Annotated in this window: 13 protein-coding genes; 7 read left to right on the top strand and 6 right to left on the bottom strand. The window is 63.0% G+C overall.

Translation table 11 applies throughout. The features are described from left to right. Window positions 1-21: 21 nt before the first annotated feature. The 3 genes from ACWNZ3_RS14455 to ACWNZ3_RS14445 form a co-directional block, all read right to left on the bottom strand. Window positions 22-1,083 carry a hypothetical protein gene (locus ACWNZ3_RS14455; RefSeq protein ID WP_269361308.1) on the bottom strand — a complete coding sequence of 354 codons (1,062 nt, stop codon included), beginning with the start codon at window positions 1,081-1,083 and terminating at the stop codon, window positions 22-24. A 14-nt stretch (window positions 1,084-1,097) separates the two neighbouring features. Then, window positions 1,098-1,568, bottom strand: a complete 471-nt coding sequence (greA, locus tag ACWNZ3_RS14450; protein WP_269361305.1) for a transcription elongation factor GreA — start codon at window positions 1,566-1,568, stop codon at window positions 1,098-1,100. 138 nt (window positions 1,569-1,706) lie between these two features. Next, on the bottom strand, window positions 1,707-2,087 hold the full coding sequence (locus tag ACWNZ3_RS14445; RefSeq protein WP_274573905.1) for a VOC family protein: 381 nt from the start codon (window positions 2,085-2,087) through the stop codon (window positions 1,707-1,709). Window positions 2,088-2,169: 82 nt separating this feature from the next. On the opposite strand from ACWNZ3_RS14445, the gene soxR reads away from it, so the two are divergent. The 4 genes from soxR to ACWNZ3_RS14425 all read left to right on the top strand — a co-directional run bounded on the left by soxR (window position 2,170) and on the right by ACWNZ3_RS14425 (window position 7,575). Continuing rightward, window positions 2,170-2,625 (top strand): redox-sensitive transcriptional activator SoxR, encoded by a 456-nt coding sequence (gene soxR / locus ACWNZ3_RS14440; RefSeq protein ID WP_496900375.1) that lies wholly within the window; start codon window positions 2,170-2,172, stop codon window positions 2,623-2,625. Between the two features lie 165 nt (window positions 2,626-2,790). Further along, the gene (locus ACWNZ3_RS14435) at window positions 2,791-4,440 is read left to right on the top strand and encodes an electron transfer flavoprotein-ubiquinone oxidoreductase (protein WP_496900374.1); all 1,650 of its coding nucleotides are present in this window, start codon (window positions 2,791-2,793) and stop codon (window positions 4,438-4,440) included. Between the two features lie 518 nt (window positions 4,441-4,958). Then, entirely contained in the window at window positions 4,959-6,674 is a 1,716-nt protein-coding gene (locus ACWNZ3_RS14430; RefSeq protein WP_496900373.1) for a tetratricopeptide repeat protein, read from the top strand. Window positions 6,675-6,681: 7 nt separating this feature from the next. Beyond that, on the top strand, window positions 6,682-7,575 hold the full coding sequence (locus ACWNZ3_RS14425; RefSeq protein WP_269361298.1) for a 4-(cytidine 5'-diphospho)-2-C-methyl-D-erythritol kinase: 894 nt from the start codon (window positions 6,682-6,684) through the stop codon (window positions 7,573-7,575). Here ACWNZ3_RS14425 and ACWNZ3_RS14420 read toward each other — a convergent pair. Beyond that, window positions 7,568-8,566, bottom strand: coding sequence for a polyprenyl synthetase family protein (locus ACWNZ3_RS14420; protein ID WP_496900372.1), 999 nt, complete (start codon window positions 8,564-8,566; stop codon window positions 7,568-7,570). The two genes, ACWNZ3_RS14425 and ACWNZ3_RS14420, sit on opposite strands and share 8 nt — an antisense overlap. A 55-nt stretch (window positions 8,567-8,621) precedes the next feature. On the opposite strand from ACWNZ3_RS14420, the gene ACWNZ3_RS14415 reads away from it, so the two are divergent. The 3 genes from ACWNZ3_RS14415 (at window position 8,622) to ACWNZ3_RS14405 (ending at window position 9,861) form a co-directional block, all read left to right on the top strand. Beyond that, entirely contained in the window at window positions 8,622-8,837 is a 216-nt protein-coding gene (locus ACWNZ3_RS14415; protein WP_269361295.1) for a putative signal transducing protein, read from the top strand. Further along, entirely contained in the window at window positions 8,834-9,586 is a 753-nt protein-coding gene (locus tag ACWNZ3_RS14410; RefSeq protein ID WP_269361292.1) for a tRNA1(Val) (adenine(37)-N6)-methyltransferase, read from the top strand. Before ACWNZ3_RS14415 ends, ACWNZ3_RS14410 begins: the two co-directional genes overlap by 4 nt. A 110-nt stretch (window positions 9,587-9,696) precedes the next feature. Further along, complete coding sequence (locus tag ACWNZ3_RS14405) at window positions 9,697-9,861, top strand: YdcH family protein (protein WP_269361291.1); 165 nt, start codon at window positions 9,697-9,699, stop codon at window positions 9,859-9,861. A gap of 10 nt (window positions 9,862-9,871) precedes the next feature. Here ACWNZ3_RS14405 and yddG read toward each other — a convergent pair whose 3' ends face one another. Both yddG and ACWNZ3_RS14395 read right to left on the bottom strand, forming a co-directional pair. Next, a complete protein-coding gene (yddG, locus tag ACWNZ3_RS14400) occupies window positions 9,872-10,738 on the bottom strand; it encodes an aromatic amino acid exporter YddG (protein ID WP_496900371.1) in 867 nt (288 codons plus the stop codon). After that, window positions 10,735-11,676, bottom strand: coding sequence for a transcriptional regulator GcvA (locus ACWNZ3_RS14395; protein WP_269361287.1), 942 nt, complete (start codon window positions 11,674-11,676; stop codon window positions 10,735-10,737). Before ACWNZ3_RS14395 ends, yddG begins: the two co-directional genes overlap by 4 nt. Window positions 11,677-11,879: the final 203 nt, after the last annotated feature.

Raw genomic sequence — 11,879 nt, 5'->3', positions numbered from 1 at the left:
TACTGTTCCCCTGAAAAAGCCTCAGTCAAACGTCCCCGCGCAGCGGCCCAGCAGCATGAAGGCCCGCGCGGTGCGGGTGTCGGCGAGGGCCGAAATCTCTCCGTCCGATGCCTGTTGCTCGAAGGCGGCGAAGGTCTTGTCAAAGCGGCGAAGGAAGTGATGCGCGGCATCGCGAAAGATCGGGTCCTGCTTCATCCGTGCATTGCTCAGCGCCAGCGACGATCTGTCCCGGATGCCGCCCAGTGCCGCAATCGGACGGCCGCGCGCGCCCTGCGCGAATTGCCGCCAGACTTCGGGGCGCGCCCGGTCGGGGCGCAGGTCGTCCATATAGATGCCGTCCTGGCTGAGCAGGGTCAGCACATCCTGCGCGGCCTGGATCAGCTGTTTGGCAGCGCGGTCCTTCAAGGCCCGGCGCAGGGAGGCGAAGCCGGTCTCGTCCTCGGCGGTTTCGGGAAAATTGAGGGCGCGGATGAAGTCTTCGTTCGACAGAAGCGGCATCATGTCGCTGGCCTGGGTGCCCAGTGCCAGTGTCGGCTGGTCATCGACCTGTGGCGCGGGGGCAAGGGGGGCGAGGCGCATCCGCTCATCGCGGCGCGACTGAAAGGTCGCCAGCGCGGTTTCGGTCTTGCGGGCGGCGGCGGCGATTTCATCAAGTTTGCGCGCGACCGAGGGTTCGGTGCGCATATGCATGCCCTGCTGCTGCGCGATGTAGGACTGGCGGATCGCGTCGATGGCCGATTGCAGGCGCTGGCTTTCCTCGCGCATGACGCGGCTGGCGCGCGCCGCCGTCGCCGAAACCCAGATCATCGCAACCGGCATGAAGACTGCCAGCATGGTCATCAGAAACCGGAACCCTCCGGATTCCGCCTGCGTTTCCGGCTCGGAGCTGACAAAGACAAAGAAAATACCGGCCCCCAGAAGCCAGACGGCGCTCAGCGCGATGGCAATCACCTCGATCGAGGTGATCGCATCGGGCTTTGGCTTGTCGTAAATTCCCAAGGGGGTCACCCGGGGCGCCCTGGCCGCCGGTTTGGCGGTCTCGGACGTTTCGGTGCCGGCAGCGGATTCGGGCGCGTCAGTCATGCCGCAGCCCCCTGTCAGGCATAGACGATCTTGAGAACCTCATAGGATTTTTCGCCCCCTGGTGTGCGCACTTCGACCGAATCGCCTTCTTCCTTGCCGATGAGGGCGCGGGCGATGGGCGATTTGATGTTCAGCAGGCCATTCTCGATCTTGGCCTCGTACTCACCCACGATCTGATAGGTCTTTTCCTCGTCCGTGTCTTCGTCGACCAGTGTCACGGTTGCGCCGAACTTGATCGGGCCGGACATTTTCGCAGGGTCGATCACATCGGCGAGCGAGATCACGCCCTCAAGCTCCTTGATGCGGCCTTCGATGAAGGACTGCTTTTCCTTGGCGGAATGGTACTCGGCATTTTCCGACAGGTCGCCATGCTCGCGCGCTTCTGCAATCGCCTTGATGATGGCGGGGCGCTCAATGCTCTTCAGCTGCTTGAGTTCGGTTTCCAGTGCGGTGTGACCCGCGCGGGTCATCGGGATCTTTTCCATGGGCCGTCCGTCCACGTAAGGAGGGCCGCACCCCGGTTTGATACCGGGAGCGGCCTTGGTTGCTTTGCTTGGACTCCAAGTGACCCAAAGTTGCCGCCGATTGCAAGGGGGGCAGCGCAGGATCGGCGGCAGAGGGGATCAGTTGTAGGCCACGACCTCGTATTCGATGCCGTCATCGTCGTGGAAATAGAAACGCCGTCCGGGTTCGTAATCGGCGTGATTACCGGTCTTGAACCCATGCGCCCTGATGGCGGTTTCGGTGCCGTCCAGATCGTCGACGACGACCGCGATATGGTTCAGGCCGGCGACACGGGTGTAACTGGAGGTCGCTTCGCTGGCCGGGGTGCCGGGGGTGTAAAGCGCCAGGTAATGATCGTCAGTGCCCACATGAACCGTATGCCCGCCCGCCATGGCATCGCCTTGCCAGCGGATGTGCCAGCCAAACAGCTTTTCCATCCATGCGGCGGTGGCGGCAGGGTCGGACACGGTGTAATTCGTATGTTCGAGGATTGCAGGCATCTGGGCCTCCTTTGTTGTTGATTTTTTCATCGTAATTGCTAAACCTCACTTTAGGTCAAGGTATTTTGCGGAGAAATTTCAGATGGCGGTAAATGACGGTTTGTCGATTGGGGCGCTGGCGGACCGGACCGGCCTGGCGGTCTCTGCCATCCGCTATTACGAGGCGCAGGGGCTGATCCGGCCCTGGCGCAATGCGGGCGGCCAGCGCAGGTTCGAAAGGGCGGATCTGCGGCGTCTGAGCTTTGTGATGATCGCGCAGCAATTCGGATTTACCCTGCCCCAGATCAAGGCGGAACTGGACCGGCTGCCGGGCGGGCGGACGCCGAACAAGGCCGATTGGGCCCAGATCAGCGCCGGTTTCAAGGCTGCGCTGGACCAGCGCATCGACACGATGACAAAGCTGCGTGAAAGTCTGGACAGCTGCATCGGCTGTGGCTGCCTCAGCCTGGACAGCTGCGCGCTTTACAACCCTGCCGACAAGGCGGCGGATCGGGGGCAGGGGCCGCGTTACCTGATGGGCGACACGCCCGAAGGCTGATCCTGCGGCGTCATGCCAGCGGAACCCGGTCGCCCGTAGGGGCGCTTTCCCTTGCCTGCATGCGACGACACGCCCGAAATTTCACCCCACGTCCGGATTGCAAAGGGGCTTGGCGTGGTTTAGCCAATTTCAAACCTTTTTAATTGCCTGGAGGGAGCGCCGAGCATGGCCGAGATCGAACGCGAAGCAATGGAATATGACGTGGTGATCGTGGGCGCGGGGCCTGCCGGTCTTTCCGCTGCGATCCGGCTCAAACAACTGGATGCCGACTGCAATGTCGTCGTGCTCGAAAAAGGCTCTGAAGTCGGGGCGCATATCCTGTCGGGCGCGGTGCTGGACCCGTGCGGGCTGGATGCGCTGATCCCCGACTGGAAGGAAAAGGGCGCGCCTGTCACCGTGCCGGTGAAGGAAGACAACTTTTACCTGCTGGGCGAGGCGGGCAAGCTGCGGGTGCCGAACTTCCCCATGCCGCCGCTGATGAACAACCACGGCAACTATATCGTTTCCATGGGCAATGTCTGCCGCTGGATGGCTGAACAGGCCGAGGAACTGGGCGTCGAGGTGTTTCCGGGCATGGCCTGTTCCGAGCTGGTGTTCGGTGACAACGGCGAGATCAAGGGCGTCGTCGCGGGGGAAATGGGCGTGGGGCCGGATGGCAAGCCCGGCCCCAGCTATGAGCCGGGCATGGAATTGCATGGCAAATACGTGTTCCTGTCCGAAGGCGTGCGCGGCAGCCTGTCAAAGCAGGTGATCGCCAAATACGGTCTGGACGAAGGCAAGGAGCCGCAGAAATACGGCCTTGGCATGAAGGAAATCTGGGAGATCGACCCCGCCAAACACCGCGAAGGCACTGTGACACATACCATGGGCTGGCCGCTGGGCAAGAACGCGGGCGGCGGTTCTTTCATCTATCACCTTGATAACAATCAGGTCTATGTCGGCTTTGTGGTACATCTGGGTTACAAGAACCCGCATGTGTTTCCCTACATGGAATTCCAGCGCTTCAAGCATCACCCGATGGTCAAGGAGCTGCTGGAAGGCGGCAAGCGCGTGGCTTACGGCGCGCGGGCGATCACCGAGGGCGGCTATCAGTCGATGCCCAAGATGGTGGCACCGGGCGTGGCGCTGCTGGGCTGCTCGGTGGGCATGGTCAACGTGCCGCGCATCAAGGGCAACCACAATGCCATGCTCTCCGGCAAGGCAGCGGCGGAAGCAGCCTATGAGGCGATCTCGGCTGGCCGGTCTGGCGATGAGCTGACCGCCTATGAGGAGGACGTGCGCGGCGGTGCCATCGGTGCGGACCTCAAGAAAGTGCGCAACGTCAAGCCGCTGTGGTCCAAATTCGGCCTGACCACCTCCCTCGCGGTGGGCGGTTTCGACATGTGGTGCAACACCCTGGGCTTTTCGCTGCTGGGAACATTGGGCCACGGCAAAACCGATGCGCAAGCCACTGAAAAGGCGTCCATGCACAAGCCCATCGACTATCCCAAGCCCGACGGCAAGCTCAGCTTTGACCGTCTGACCAACGTGGCGTTCTCCTTTACCAACCACGAGGAAAGCCAGCCTGCGCATCTGACGCTGAAAGACCCGGATGTCCCGGTCAAGGTCAACCTGCCCGAATATGCAGGGCCCTCGGCGCGGTATTGCCCGGCAGGGGTCTATGAATTCGTCATCGAAGACGGCAAGGACCCGCGTTTCGTGATCAACTTCCAGAACTGCGTGCATTGCAAGACCTGCGACATCAAGGACCCGACGCAGAACATCGTCTGGACCACGCCGCAGGGGGGCGACGGGCCGAACTATCCCAACATGTGATGCGAAATGACATGTGATGCGAAATGAGGCGGGGGTGACCCCGCCTGAGGCTGCTGAAAAAGCACGTTGCTGCACCCGCTCCCCCCGAAACAACGAAATCGTTCTTCCACGACGCCAGCCACAAGCCTTGGCCCGGGTGTCAGCCCGGGCCGTGCCCGACCCTCCCGTCAAACCGAAGGTTTGCCTCCGGCAAAACGGGAGGGCGCTTTTGGTGACTTCTCGTATCACACTGACAACATTGATATTTGTTAGGGAGGCGCTCCGAATGCGCGTCTCAATGCGCCCTCCCAGGCTCGGGCGCGGCCCTTCGTTCGAAAACGTAACGCTGAGCGCAGAAGAACGATTTACCTCCGGCGGCAGCCGTTTCCGGGTTTTTCAGCAGCCTCAGGCGGGGGTGACCCCGCCTTTTTCCTGTCCGCGCCACTTTGCTCACAGGTGCGTCATGGCGGGGCTGTGCCATTGCGCTTGGCGCTGGACCTGATAGCCTTTGGGAAAACAGAATTAGAGGCCGTTGCAAAATGATGAAACGAGTGCTGAGTGCGGTTGCCATTCTTGCGGTCAGCAGCGCCCTGACCCCGCCGGTACAGGCGCAATCGGTGGCGGGGGCCTATCTGGCGGGGCGGCATGCTGCTGTCAGCAGCGATTACGCAGAGGCCGCCAGGTATTACACCGAGGCGCTGAGCCATGATCCGACCAATGCCGAACTGATGGAAAGCGGGACGCTGTCCCTGTTGTCCCTGGGTGATGTGGAAAAGGCCGTGCCGCTGGCCCGTGCGCTTGAGGAAAAGAACCACCGCAGCCAGGTGGCCCGGCTTGTCCTGACCGCCGACATGGCCAAGCGGGGTGACTATGAGGGCCTGCTGGAACGGGGCGATGACGCAACCGGGATCGGCCCCTGGGTCGACGGGCTGGTCAAGGCCTGGGCGCATATGGGTGTGGGCGACGTGACCTCGGCCATGGCGGCGTTTGATACGCTTGGCGAAGAACCGGGGATGCAGGGGCTGGTGATGTATCACAAGGCCCTCGCACTGGCGAGCGTCGGCGATTATGAAGGTGCTGCAGACATATTCGGCGAGGGCCTGGTGGGCGCTGCCGGTCAGACCCGCCGGGGTGTCATGGCCCATGCCGAAATCCTGGCGCAACTCGACCGGCAGGACGAGGCGCTGACTCTGATCCGCACCAGCTTTGGCACCGGGACCGACCCCGAACTCGATATGCTGACTGCGGCGCTTGCCGCAGGGGAACCGGTGCCTTTTACCCATGTGCCGGACCCCCTGGCCGGGATGGCCGAGGTGTTCTATACCTTTGCGGCGGTCCTGAAGAACGAGAATACCGGCGATTACTATGTGCTGCTCTATTCCCGTGTCGCACGATACCTGCGGCCCGATCACATGGATGCGCTGCTGCTGACCGCTGAACTGCTGGAAAACCTTGGCCAGTACCAACTGGCCATCGACGAATTCGCCGCGGTGCCTGCGGACAACCCCACCTATCATGCTGCCGAACTGGGCCGCGCAGGCGCTTTGCGCCGATCCGGCAAGGACGATCAGGCGATCGAGGTGCTGACCCAGCTGGCGCGCAGCCACGGCGATCTGGCAGTGGTACATTCGACCCTGGGTGACCTGCTGCGCGGGCGCGAAGACTGGGCCGGTGCGATTGCCGCCTATGACCGCGCCATTGAACGGGTGCCACAAGACAACCGCATGCGCTGGGTGCTCTTCTATTCCCGTGGCATCGCCTATGAACGCTCCGGCGACATGGCGGCCTCCGAAACGGATTTCCGTGCCGCGCTGGCGATCAATCCCGAACAGCCGCAGGTGTTGAACTACCTCGGTTATTCGCTGGTCGAACAGCAGCGTGACCTGGACGAGGCGCTGGACATGATCGAACGCGCTGTCGCGGCCAGCCCTGATTCCGGTTACATCGTGGATTCGCTGGGCTGGGTGCTTTATCGGCTTGGCCGTTACGAGGAGGCGGTGGATCAGATGGAGCGCGCGGTGGAGCTCCTGGCGGTCGATCCGGTGATCAACGATCACCTTGGCGATGTCTATTGGGCTGTCGGGCGCAAACGTGAAGCGGAGTTCCAGTGGCGCCGGGCGATTTCCTTTGTCGACCCCGAGGATACCGACGGCGAGGCGGACCCCGAAAGGATGCGCCGCAAGCTTGAGGTTGGTCTGGACGCGGTGCTGGAGGAAGAAGGCGCCGAACCGTTGAAAACCAGCAGCGACATCTGAGCGGCCGGTGGCTGACGTACCGCTGCGCGTGCGGGTCCGCGCGCCTGCGAAAATCAACCTGACACTGCATGTCACCGGTCAACGCCCCGACGGATATCACCTGCTGGATTCGCTGGTGGTCTTTGCCGATGTGGGTGACAGGCTGGAACTGACCACGGGCACATCGCTTTCGCTGACCATTTCCGGCCCGGAAGGCGGCGGGTTGCAGGGTGGTGGCGACAACCTGGTGCTGCGGGCGGCAGCTCTGATGCAGGGGACGCCCACCGGCAGATTCAGGCTGGAAAAGAACCTGCCGGTTTCCTCCGGTATCGGGGGCGGCTCCGCCGATGCCGCGGCGGTGGTGCGGGCATTGCTTGCCAGCCGGGGAACGGGTGCGGTTCCGGCGGATCTGGCCGACCGGTTACTGGCATTGGGCGCTGACATTCCGGTGTGCCTGTCGTGTCGTCCCAGCCGGATGCGCGGGGTCGGAGAGGACCTGACACCGGTGCCGGGCCTGCCCGGACTACATGCGGTTCTGGCAAACCCCCGCGTGGCCCTGTCCACACCATCGGTGTTCAAGGCGCTGGAACAGCGTGGGAATCCGGAAATGCCGGATCATTTGCCAGACTTCCATACAGCCAACGACCTGATCGCCTGGCTGAAGGATCAGCGCAATGACCTGCAAGCACCTGCCGTGTCCCTGGCACCGGTGATCCAGGATGCGCTGGAAACCCTCAGGGCCTCGGCAGGTTGCCTGCTGGCGCGGATGTCGGGATCGGGGGCCACCTGTTTCGGGCTCTACGAGACTGCCGCAAGGGCCAAATCGGCTGCCGCGTGGCTGTCGGACGTGCGGCCGCACTGGTGGGTTACCTCAACGCAACTGGGCGACATGCAGGCGCTTTGCCAGCCGCGGATCAGCTGATTCTGCTGACCACGTAATCCGCAAGATCAATCAGCATGGATTTCACCGGATGGTCGGGCAGGGGGGCAAGCGCCGCCTTGGCCTGTTCCGCCCAGCCCATGGCATCCTCCTGCGTGTCCGACAGGGCGCCGTGGCGCTGCAAAAGGTCCAGCGCGGTCTCAAGATCGCCGTCTTCCTGGCGTCCCTTCTCGATGGTGCGCACCCAGAAAGCGCGTTCTTCGGCATCGGCACGGGTCACTGCCTTGATCACCGGCAGGGTCAGCTTGCGCTCGCGGAAATCGTCGCCCACGTTCTTGCCTGTGGCATCGGCCTGGCCGCGATAGTCCAGCAGGTCATCGACAATCTGGAAGGCCACGCCCAAAGCATCGCCATAATCGAACAGCGCCTTGACGTGCTCCTCGGGTGCATCGGCGATCACGCCGCCGACCTCTGTGGCGGCAGAGAAGAGCGCGGCGGTCTTGCCCCGGACCACTTGCAGATAGACGCTTTCGTCGGTTGCCAGGTTTTGCGCTGCGGTCAGTTGCAGCACTTCCCCCTCCGCGATGGTGGCCGCGGCATTCGACAGGATCCTCATCACCCGCATGGAGCCCGGTTCGGTCATCAACTGGAAGGACCGCGCAAACAGATAGTCGCCCACCAGCACCGATGACTGGTTGTCCCACAACAGGTTGGCCGTGGGCCGCCCGCGCCGCTGGGCGCTTTCGTCGACCACATCGTCATGCAGCAGTGTGGCGGTGTGGATGAACTCCACCGTCGCTGCGAGGTGGACATGGTAGGGGCCTTCATAGCCGCACATGCGCGCCGCCGCGAGGGTCAGCATGGGGCGCAGGCGCTTGCCGCCCGCCTCGACCAGATGCGCCGTGACCTCGGGGATGCGCGGCGCATGTTTCGACGCCATCCGCTCGCGGATCAGCGCACCAACGGCGGCCATATCCTCGGTCAGATAGGCGGCGAGCCTTTCGTGCGGCTTGGCCTTTGTCGCGATATTCATGGCATGGCCCCACCCAAGGCTCGACAAACGGGCACGCTTGCCCCAAATCAATCTGATGAAGGAACTTTTGCGCAGCACCGACATGACGATCATCGCCTTTGCCACGGCCCTTCTCAGGGGCGAGGATATAGCCTGCTTCGAGATGGACGTAAATATGAGCGTGCTGGAAGGCGGCATCGGAATTTTTCCGCGCCGGCTGATGGTGCATCCCGATGACCATGACGCCGCCTGCCAGGTGATGCGCGATAACGGGATCCCGCTGGGCTTGTGAGCGGGTCGGGTGACAGCGATCTGACCCATGACGCCTTTCTGGGCGGCAGGCTGCACCTGTGGCAGCCGCGACAGGGCTACCGCGCCGGGGTGGATGCGGTGCTGCTGGCCGCCTCTGTGCAGGCCCGGCCCGGCCAGCGCGTGCTGGATCTGGGGTGCGGTGTGGGTGCTGCGATCTTATGCCTGAATTCAAGGGTTTCCGGCCTGGCGCTGACGGGTGTGGAGCTCCATCCGCCGATGGCGGATCTGGCCCGGCGCAACGGAGGCGAGGCGCTGGAGGTGTTCACAGCCGACCTTGCCAGGCTGCCGCAGGCCCTGCGTGAACGCCAGTTCGACCACGTGCTGGCCAATCCGCCCTATTATGATCGCGCGGCCTCTGTCCGGTCCGACGATCCGGCGCGTGAGGCGGCGCACGGTGAGGGAGTGCCGCTGGCCACATGGGTCAGGGTTGCGGCGAAACGTCTCGCCCCCAAGGGGCAGGCCCATTTCATTCACCGGGTCGAGCGCCTGCCCGACCTGATCCGCGCCCTGCCGGATGACCTTGGCTCTGTCGAGGTGCTGCCGCTTGCCGCCCGGCCGGGGCGTGCCCCTGACCGCGTGATATTGCGGGCGCGCAAGAGCGGGCGGGCGGCATTCCGCCTGCACCCCGCACTCGCACTGCATGCAGGGGCGCATCACGAAAGTGACGCAAAAGACTATGTGCCGGCGGTTGACGCCGTGCTCCGCGCCGGGGCCGCGCTGAAGTTTTAGGCCGCGTTAGGCAATCTTTTACTACTTTAGCGATTATGCTGCGAGGCAGCGTGACAGAAACATCGTTCTGTGATCCACTCGAAGGGTTAGCTCATCATATGGAGGATTATATGGCTTTTGACGCACATCTGGAGACTCTGAGAAGGAAACATCAGGCGATGAGCGAAGCGGTGGAGACGGCCCAACGCTCCCCTGGAGTTGATGATCTGGAAGTTGCTACAATGAAAAAAGAAAAACTGCGCCTCAAGGAAGAAATTGCGCGCCTTTCGGCGTAGGTCTGCGGACCTAACGCTTTCTCATGCTGGTATAGGCGGCAATACCTGCGCCGCCAGTGATCAGTAAGGCCGCCCACAGCAACGTGAGACTGGGGGCGGCGACCCCGGCGAGTACAAGCACCAATGTAGACAGAAGCGGTGCCGCGTAAGAGCTTGTTCCCAATAGCTGTATGTCGCCGTGTTTCACACCGATATCCCACACAAAGAACGCCAGCCCGACCGGACCAAGGCCAAGGCCGAGAATCGCCGCCCAGCCCAATGCGGTGGCGGGCAGAATCGTCTGCTCGAACAAAAGATGCAGGGGCAGGGACAGGGCCGCCGCCGCGAGGCAGAAGACGGTCACGGAGACGGTCGGCGCATTGCCCACCAGCCGTGACAGAACCGAATAGCTGGACCAGGTCAGCGCGCAGAGCAGGGCCAGCAAATAGCCCGGCAGGTTTTCCGACGAAAACCCCAGACCGCCCCCGGCGATGATCAGGGCTGCGCCTGCAAATCCCAACGCGGCCCCCAGCATATGGCCGCCGCGAAGCCGTTCGCCCGGCAGCAACCCCGAGAAGATCACGATAAGAAGCGGCCAGAGATAGGCGATCAGCCCCGCTTCGGCCGCAGGTGCCAGGCGCAGGGCCGAGAAATAGAGCGCGTGATAGCCGAACAGCCCCAGGGTGCCAAAGACATAGACCCGCAGCGGCACCCGCCGTAATGCGCCAAGCGAACCGGTCGCACAGGCCCAGATCAGCCCAAGCGTCCCGCCGACAGCAAAGCACAATGTGTTGAGCAGGAGGGGCGGTGTGGGTGCCGATCCGACGGTAAAAAGCGCCAGCAGCGCCCAGAGAAGCACGGCGATGAAACCGATGGCGGTGGCGGCCTTGCCTGTCATGATGGGGATGCCCTGTTCAACACGGTCATTGCGTCGGCGATATGTGCAGTCTTGTCAATCTCCCGCAGCATCCAGTCCCGGAAGGCCGCAATCTGGGGGCGGTCCTCTGCCCCTTCGGGGCAAATGAAGGTAAACCTTGCCCCGGTCGGCAGGGCGGTCTTGTACGGCGCGATCAGGCGGCCCTCTGCCAGGTCCTTGATCACCAATGCGCGGCGCCCCAGCACAACGCCGATTCCCGCAAGGGCAGCATCCACCGCGTGATCGGCCTGCGAAAACCGCGGGCCCGCCGGCTTGAGCGGGGGCAAGCCCAATGCGGCTGACCATGCGGCCCAATCGGCGGGCGGGGCGAGAAAATCCATCGATTCATCGGTGATCAGCACCGCGTTGCGCAGATCAGCAGGCTCGGGGTATCGGGCGGCCAGTTCGGGCACCATCACCGGCGTTACCCATTCCTCTGCCAGCGGCAGGGCATAAAGGCCGGGGTAGGGGCCAAGGCCAAAGCGCACCGCCACATCCACATCGTCGCGGGCAAAGTCCACCAGATGCAGGGAGGCCGAGAACCGCAGTTCGATGTCGGGATGTTCCTGCGCAAAGTCGAAAAGCCGGGGGGCAAGCCATTTGGCGGTAAAGGCAGGCCCCGCTGTCACGGTCAGTGACTGATGGTCCTGGGTGCGCTGGGCCGCGCGCCAGCCCCGGGTCAGAATTTCAAAACCACTCCGGGCATCCGGCGCGAGCGCGCGCCCGGCTTCGGTCAGTTCCACCATGCGGTTCAGACGCCGGAACAGGGGGGTGCCAAGGTGTTCTTCCAGCGACTTGATCTGAAAGCTTAACGCGGCAGGGGTGACGTTCAGTTCCGCTGCCGCCCTGGCAAAGGACATGTGACGCGCAGCGGCATCAAAGGCGCGCAGGGCGGTGAGAGGGGGAAGGCGACCTACCATTCTCAGTTAAGTATACTTTAACTGACGGATTGAAAAGTCTCGTTTGTAAGCACCGTTGCAAAGGCCCAGATTGGGTTCAGGTCAAAAACACTAAAGCGCCCCGCCTTAAACTTGTATAGCCGATACCCTGCCGCGCTTCGCGCTCCTGGGACATCGGCGATACGGAATGTATCAGGTGAAAGGCGGGACGCTGTAAAACGATC

Source organism: Sulfitobacter sp. IGS-18 (assembly GCF_059628195.1).
The sequence above is the reverse complement of the archived record's forward strand: the minus strand, read 5'-3'. Positions and strand labels throughout refer to the sequence as shown.

Bases quoted from the DNA above. Each gene is read 5' to 3' on its own strand.
- ACWNZ3_RS14455 (WP_269361308.1), bottom strand. From the start codon at position 1,083: ATGACTGACGCGCCCGAATCCGCTGCCGGCACCGAAACGTCCGAGACC.
- greA (WP_269361305.1), bottom strand. From the start codon at position 1,568: ATGGAAAAGATCCCGATGACCCGCGCGGGTCACACCGCACTGGAAACC.
- ACWNZ3_RS14445 (WP_274573905.1), bottom strand. From the start codon at position 2,087: ATGCCTGCAATCCTCGAACATACGAATTACACCGTGTCCGACCCTGCC.
- soxR (WP_496900375.1), top strand. From the start codon at position 2,170: ATGGCGGTAAATGACGGTTTGTCGATTGGGGCGCTGGCGGACCGGACC.
- ACWNZ3_RS14435 (WP_496900374.1), top strand. From the start codon at position 2,791: ATGGCCGAGATCGAACGCGAAGCAATGGAATATGACGTGGTGATCGTG.
- ACWNZ3_RS14430 (WP_496900373.1), top strand. From the start codon at position 4,959: ATGATGAAACGAGTGCTGAGTGCGGTTGCCATTCTTGCGGTCAGCAGC.
- ACWNZ3_RS14420 (WP_496900372.1), bottom strand. From the start codon at position 8,566: ATGAATATCGCGACAAAGGCCAAGCCGCACGAAAGGCTCGCCGCCTAT.
- ACWNZ3_RS14415 (WP_269361295.1), top strand. From the start codon at position 8,622: ATGAAGGAACTTTTGCGCAGCACCGACATGACGATCATCGCCTTTGCC.
- ACWNZ3_RS14405 (WP_269361291.1), top strand. From the start codon at position 9,697: ATGGCTTTTGACGCACATCTGGAGACTCTGAGAAGGAAACATCAGGCG.
- yddG (WP_496900371.1), bottom strand. From the start codon at position 10,738: ATGACAGGCAAGGCCGCCACCGCCATCGGTTTCATCGCCGTGCTTCTC.
- ACWNZ3_RS14395 (WP_269361287.1), bottom strand. From the start codon at position 11,676: ATGGTAGGTCGCCTTCCCCCTCTCACCGCCCTGCGCGCCTTTGATGCC.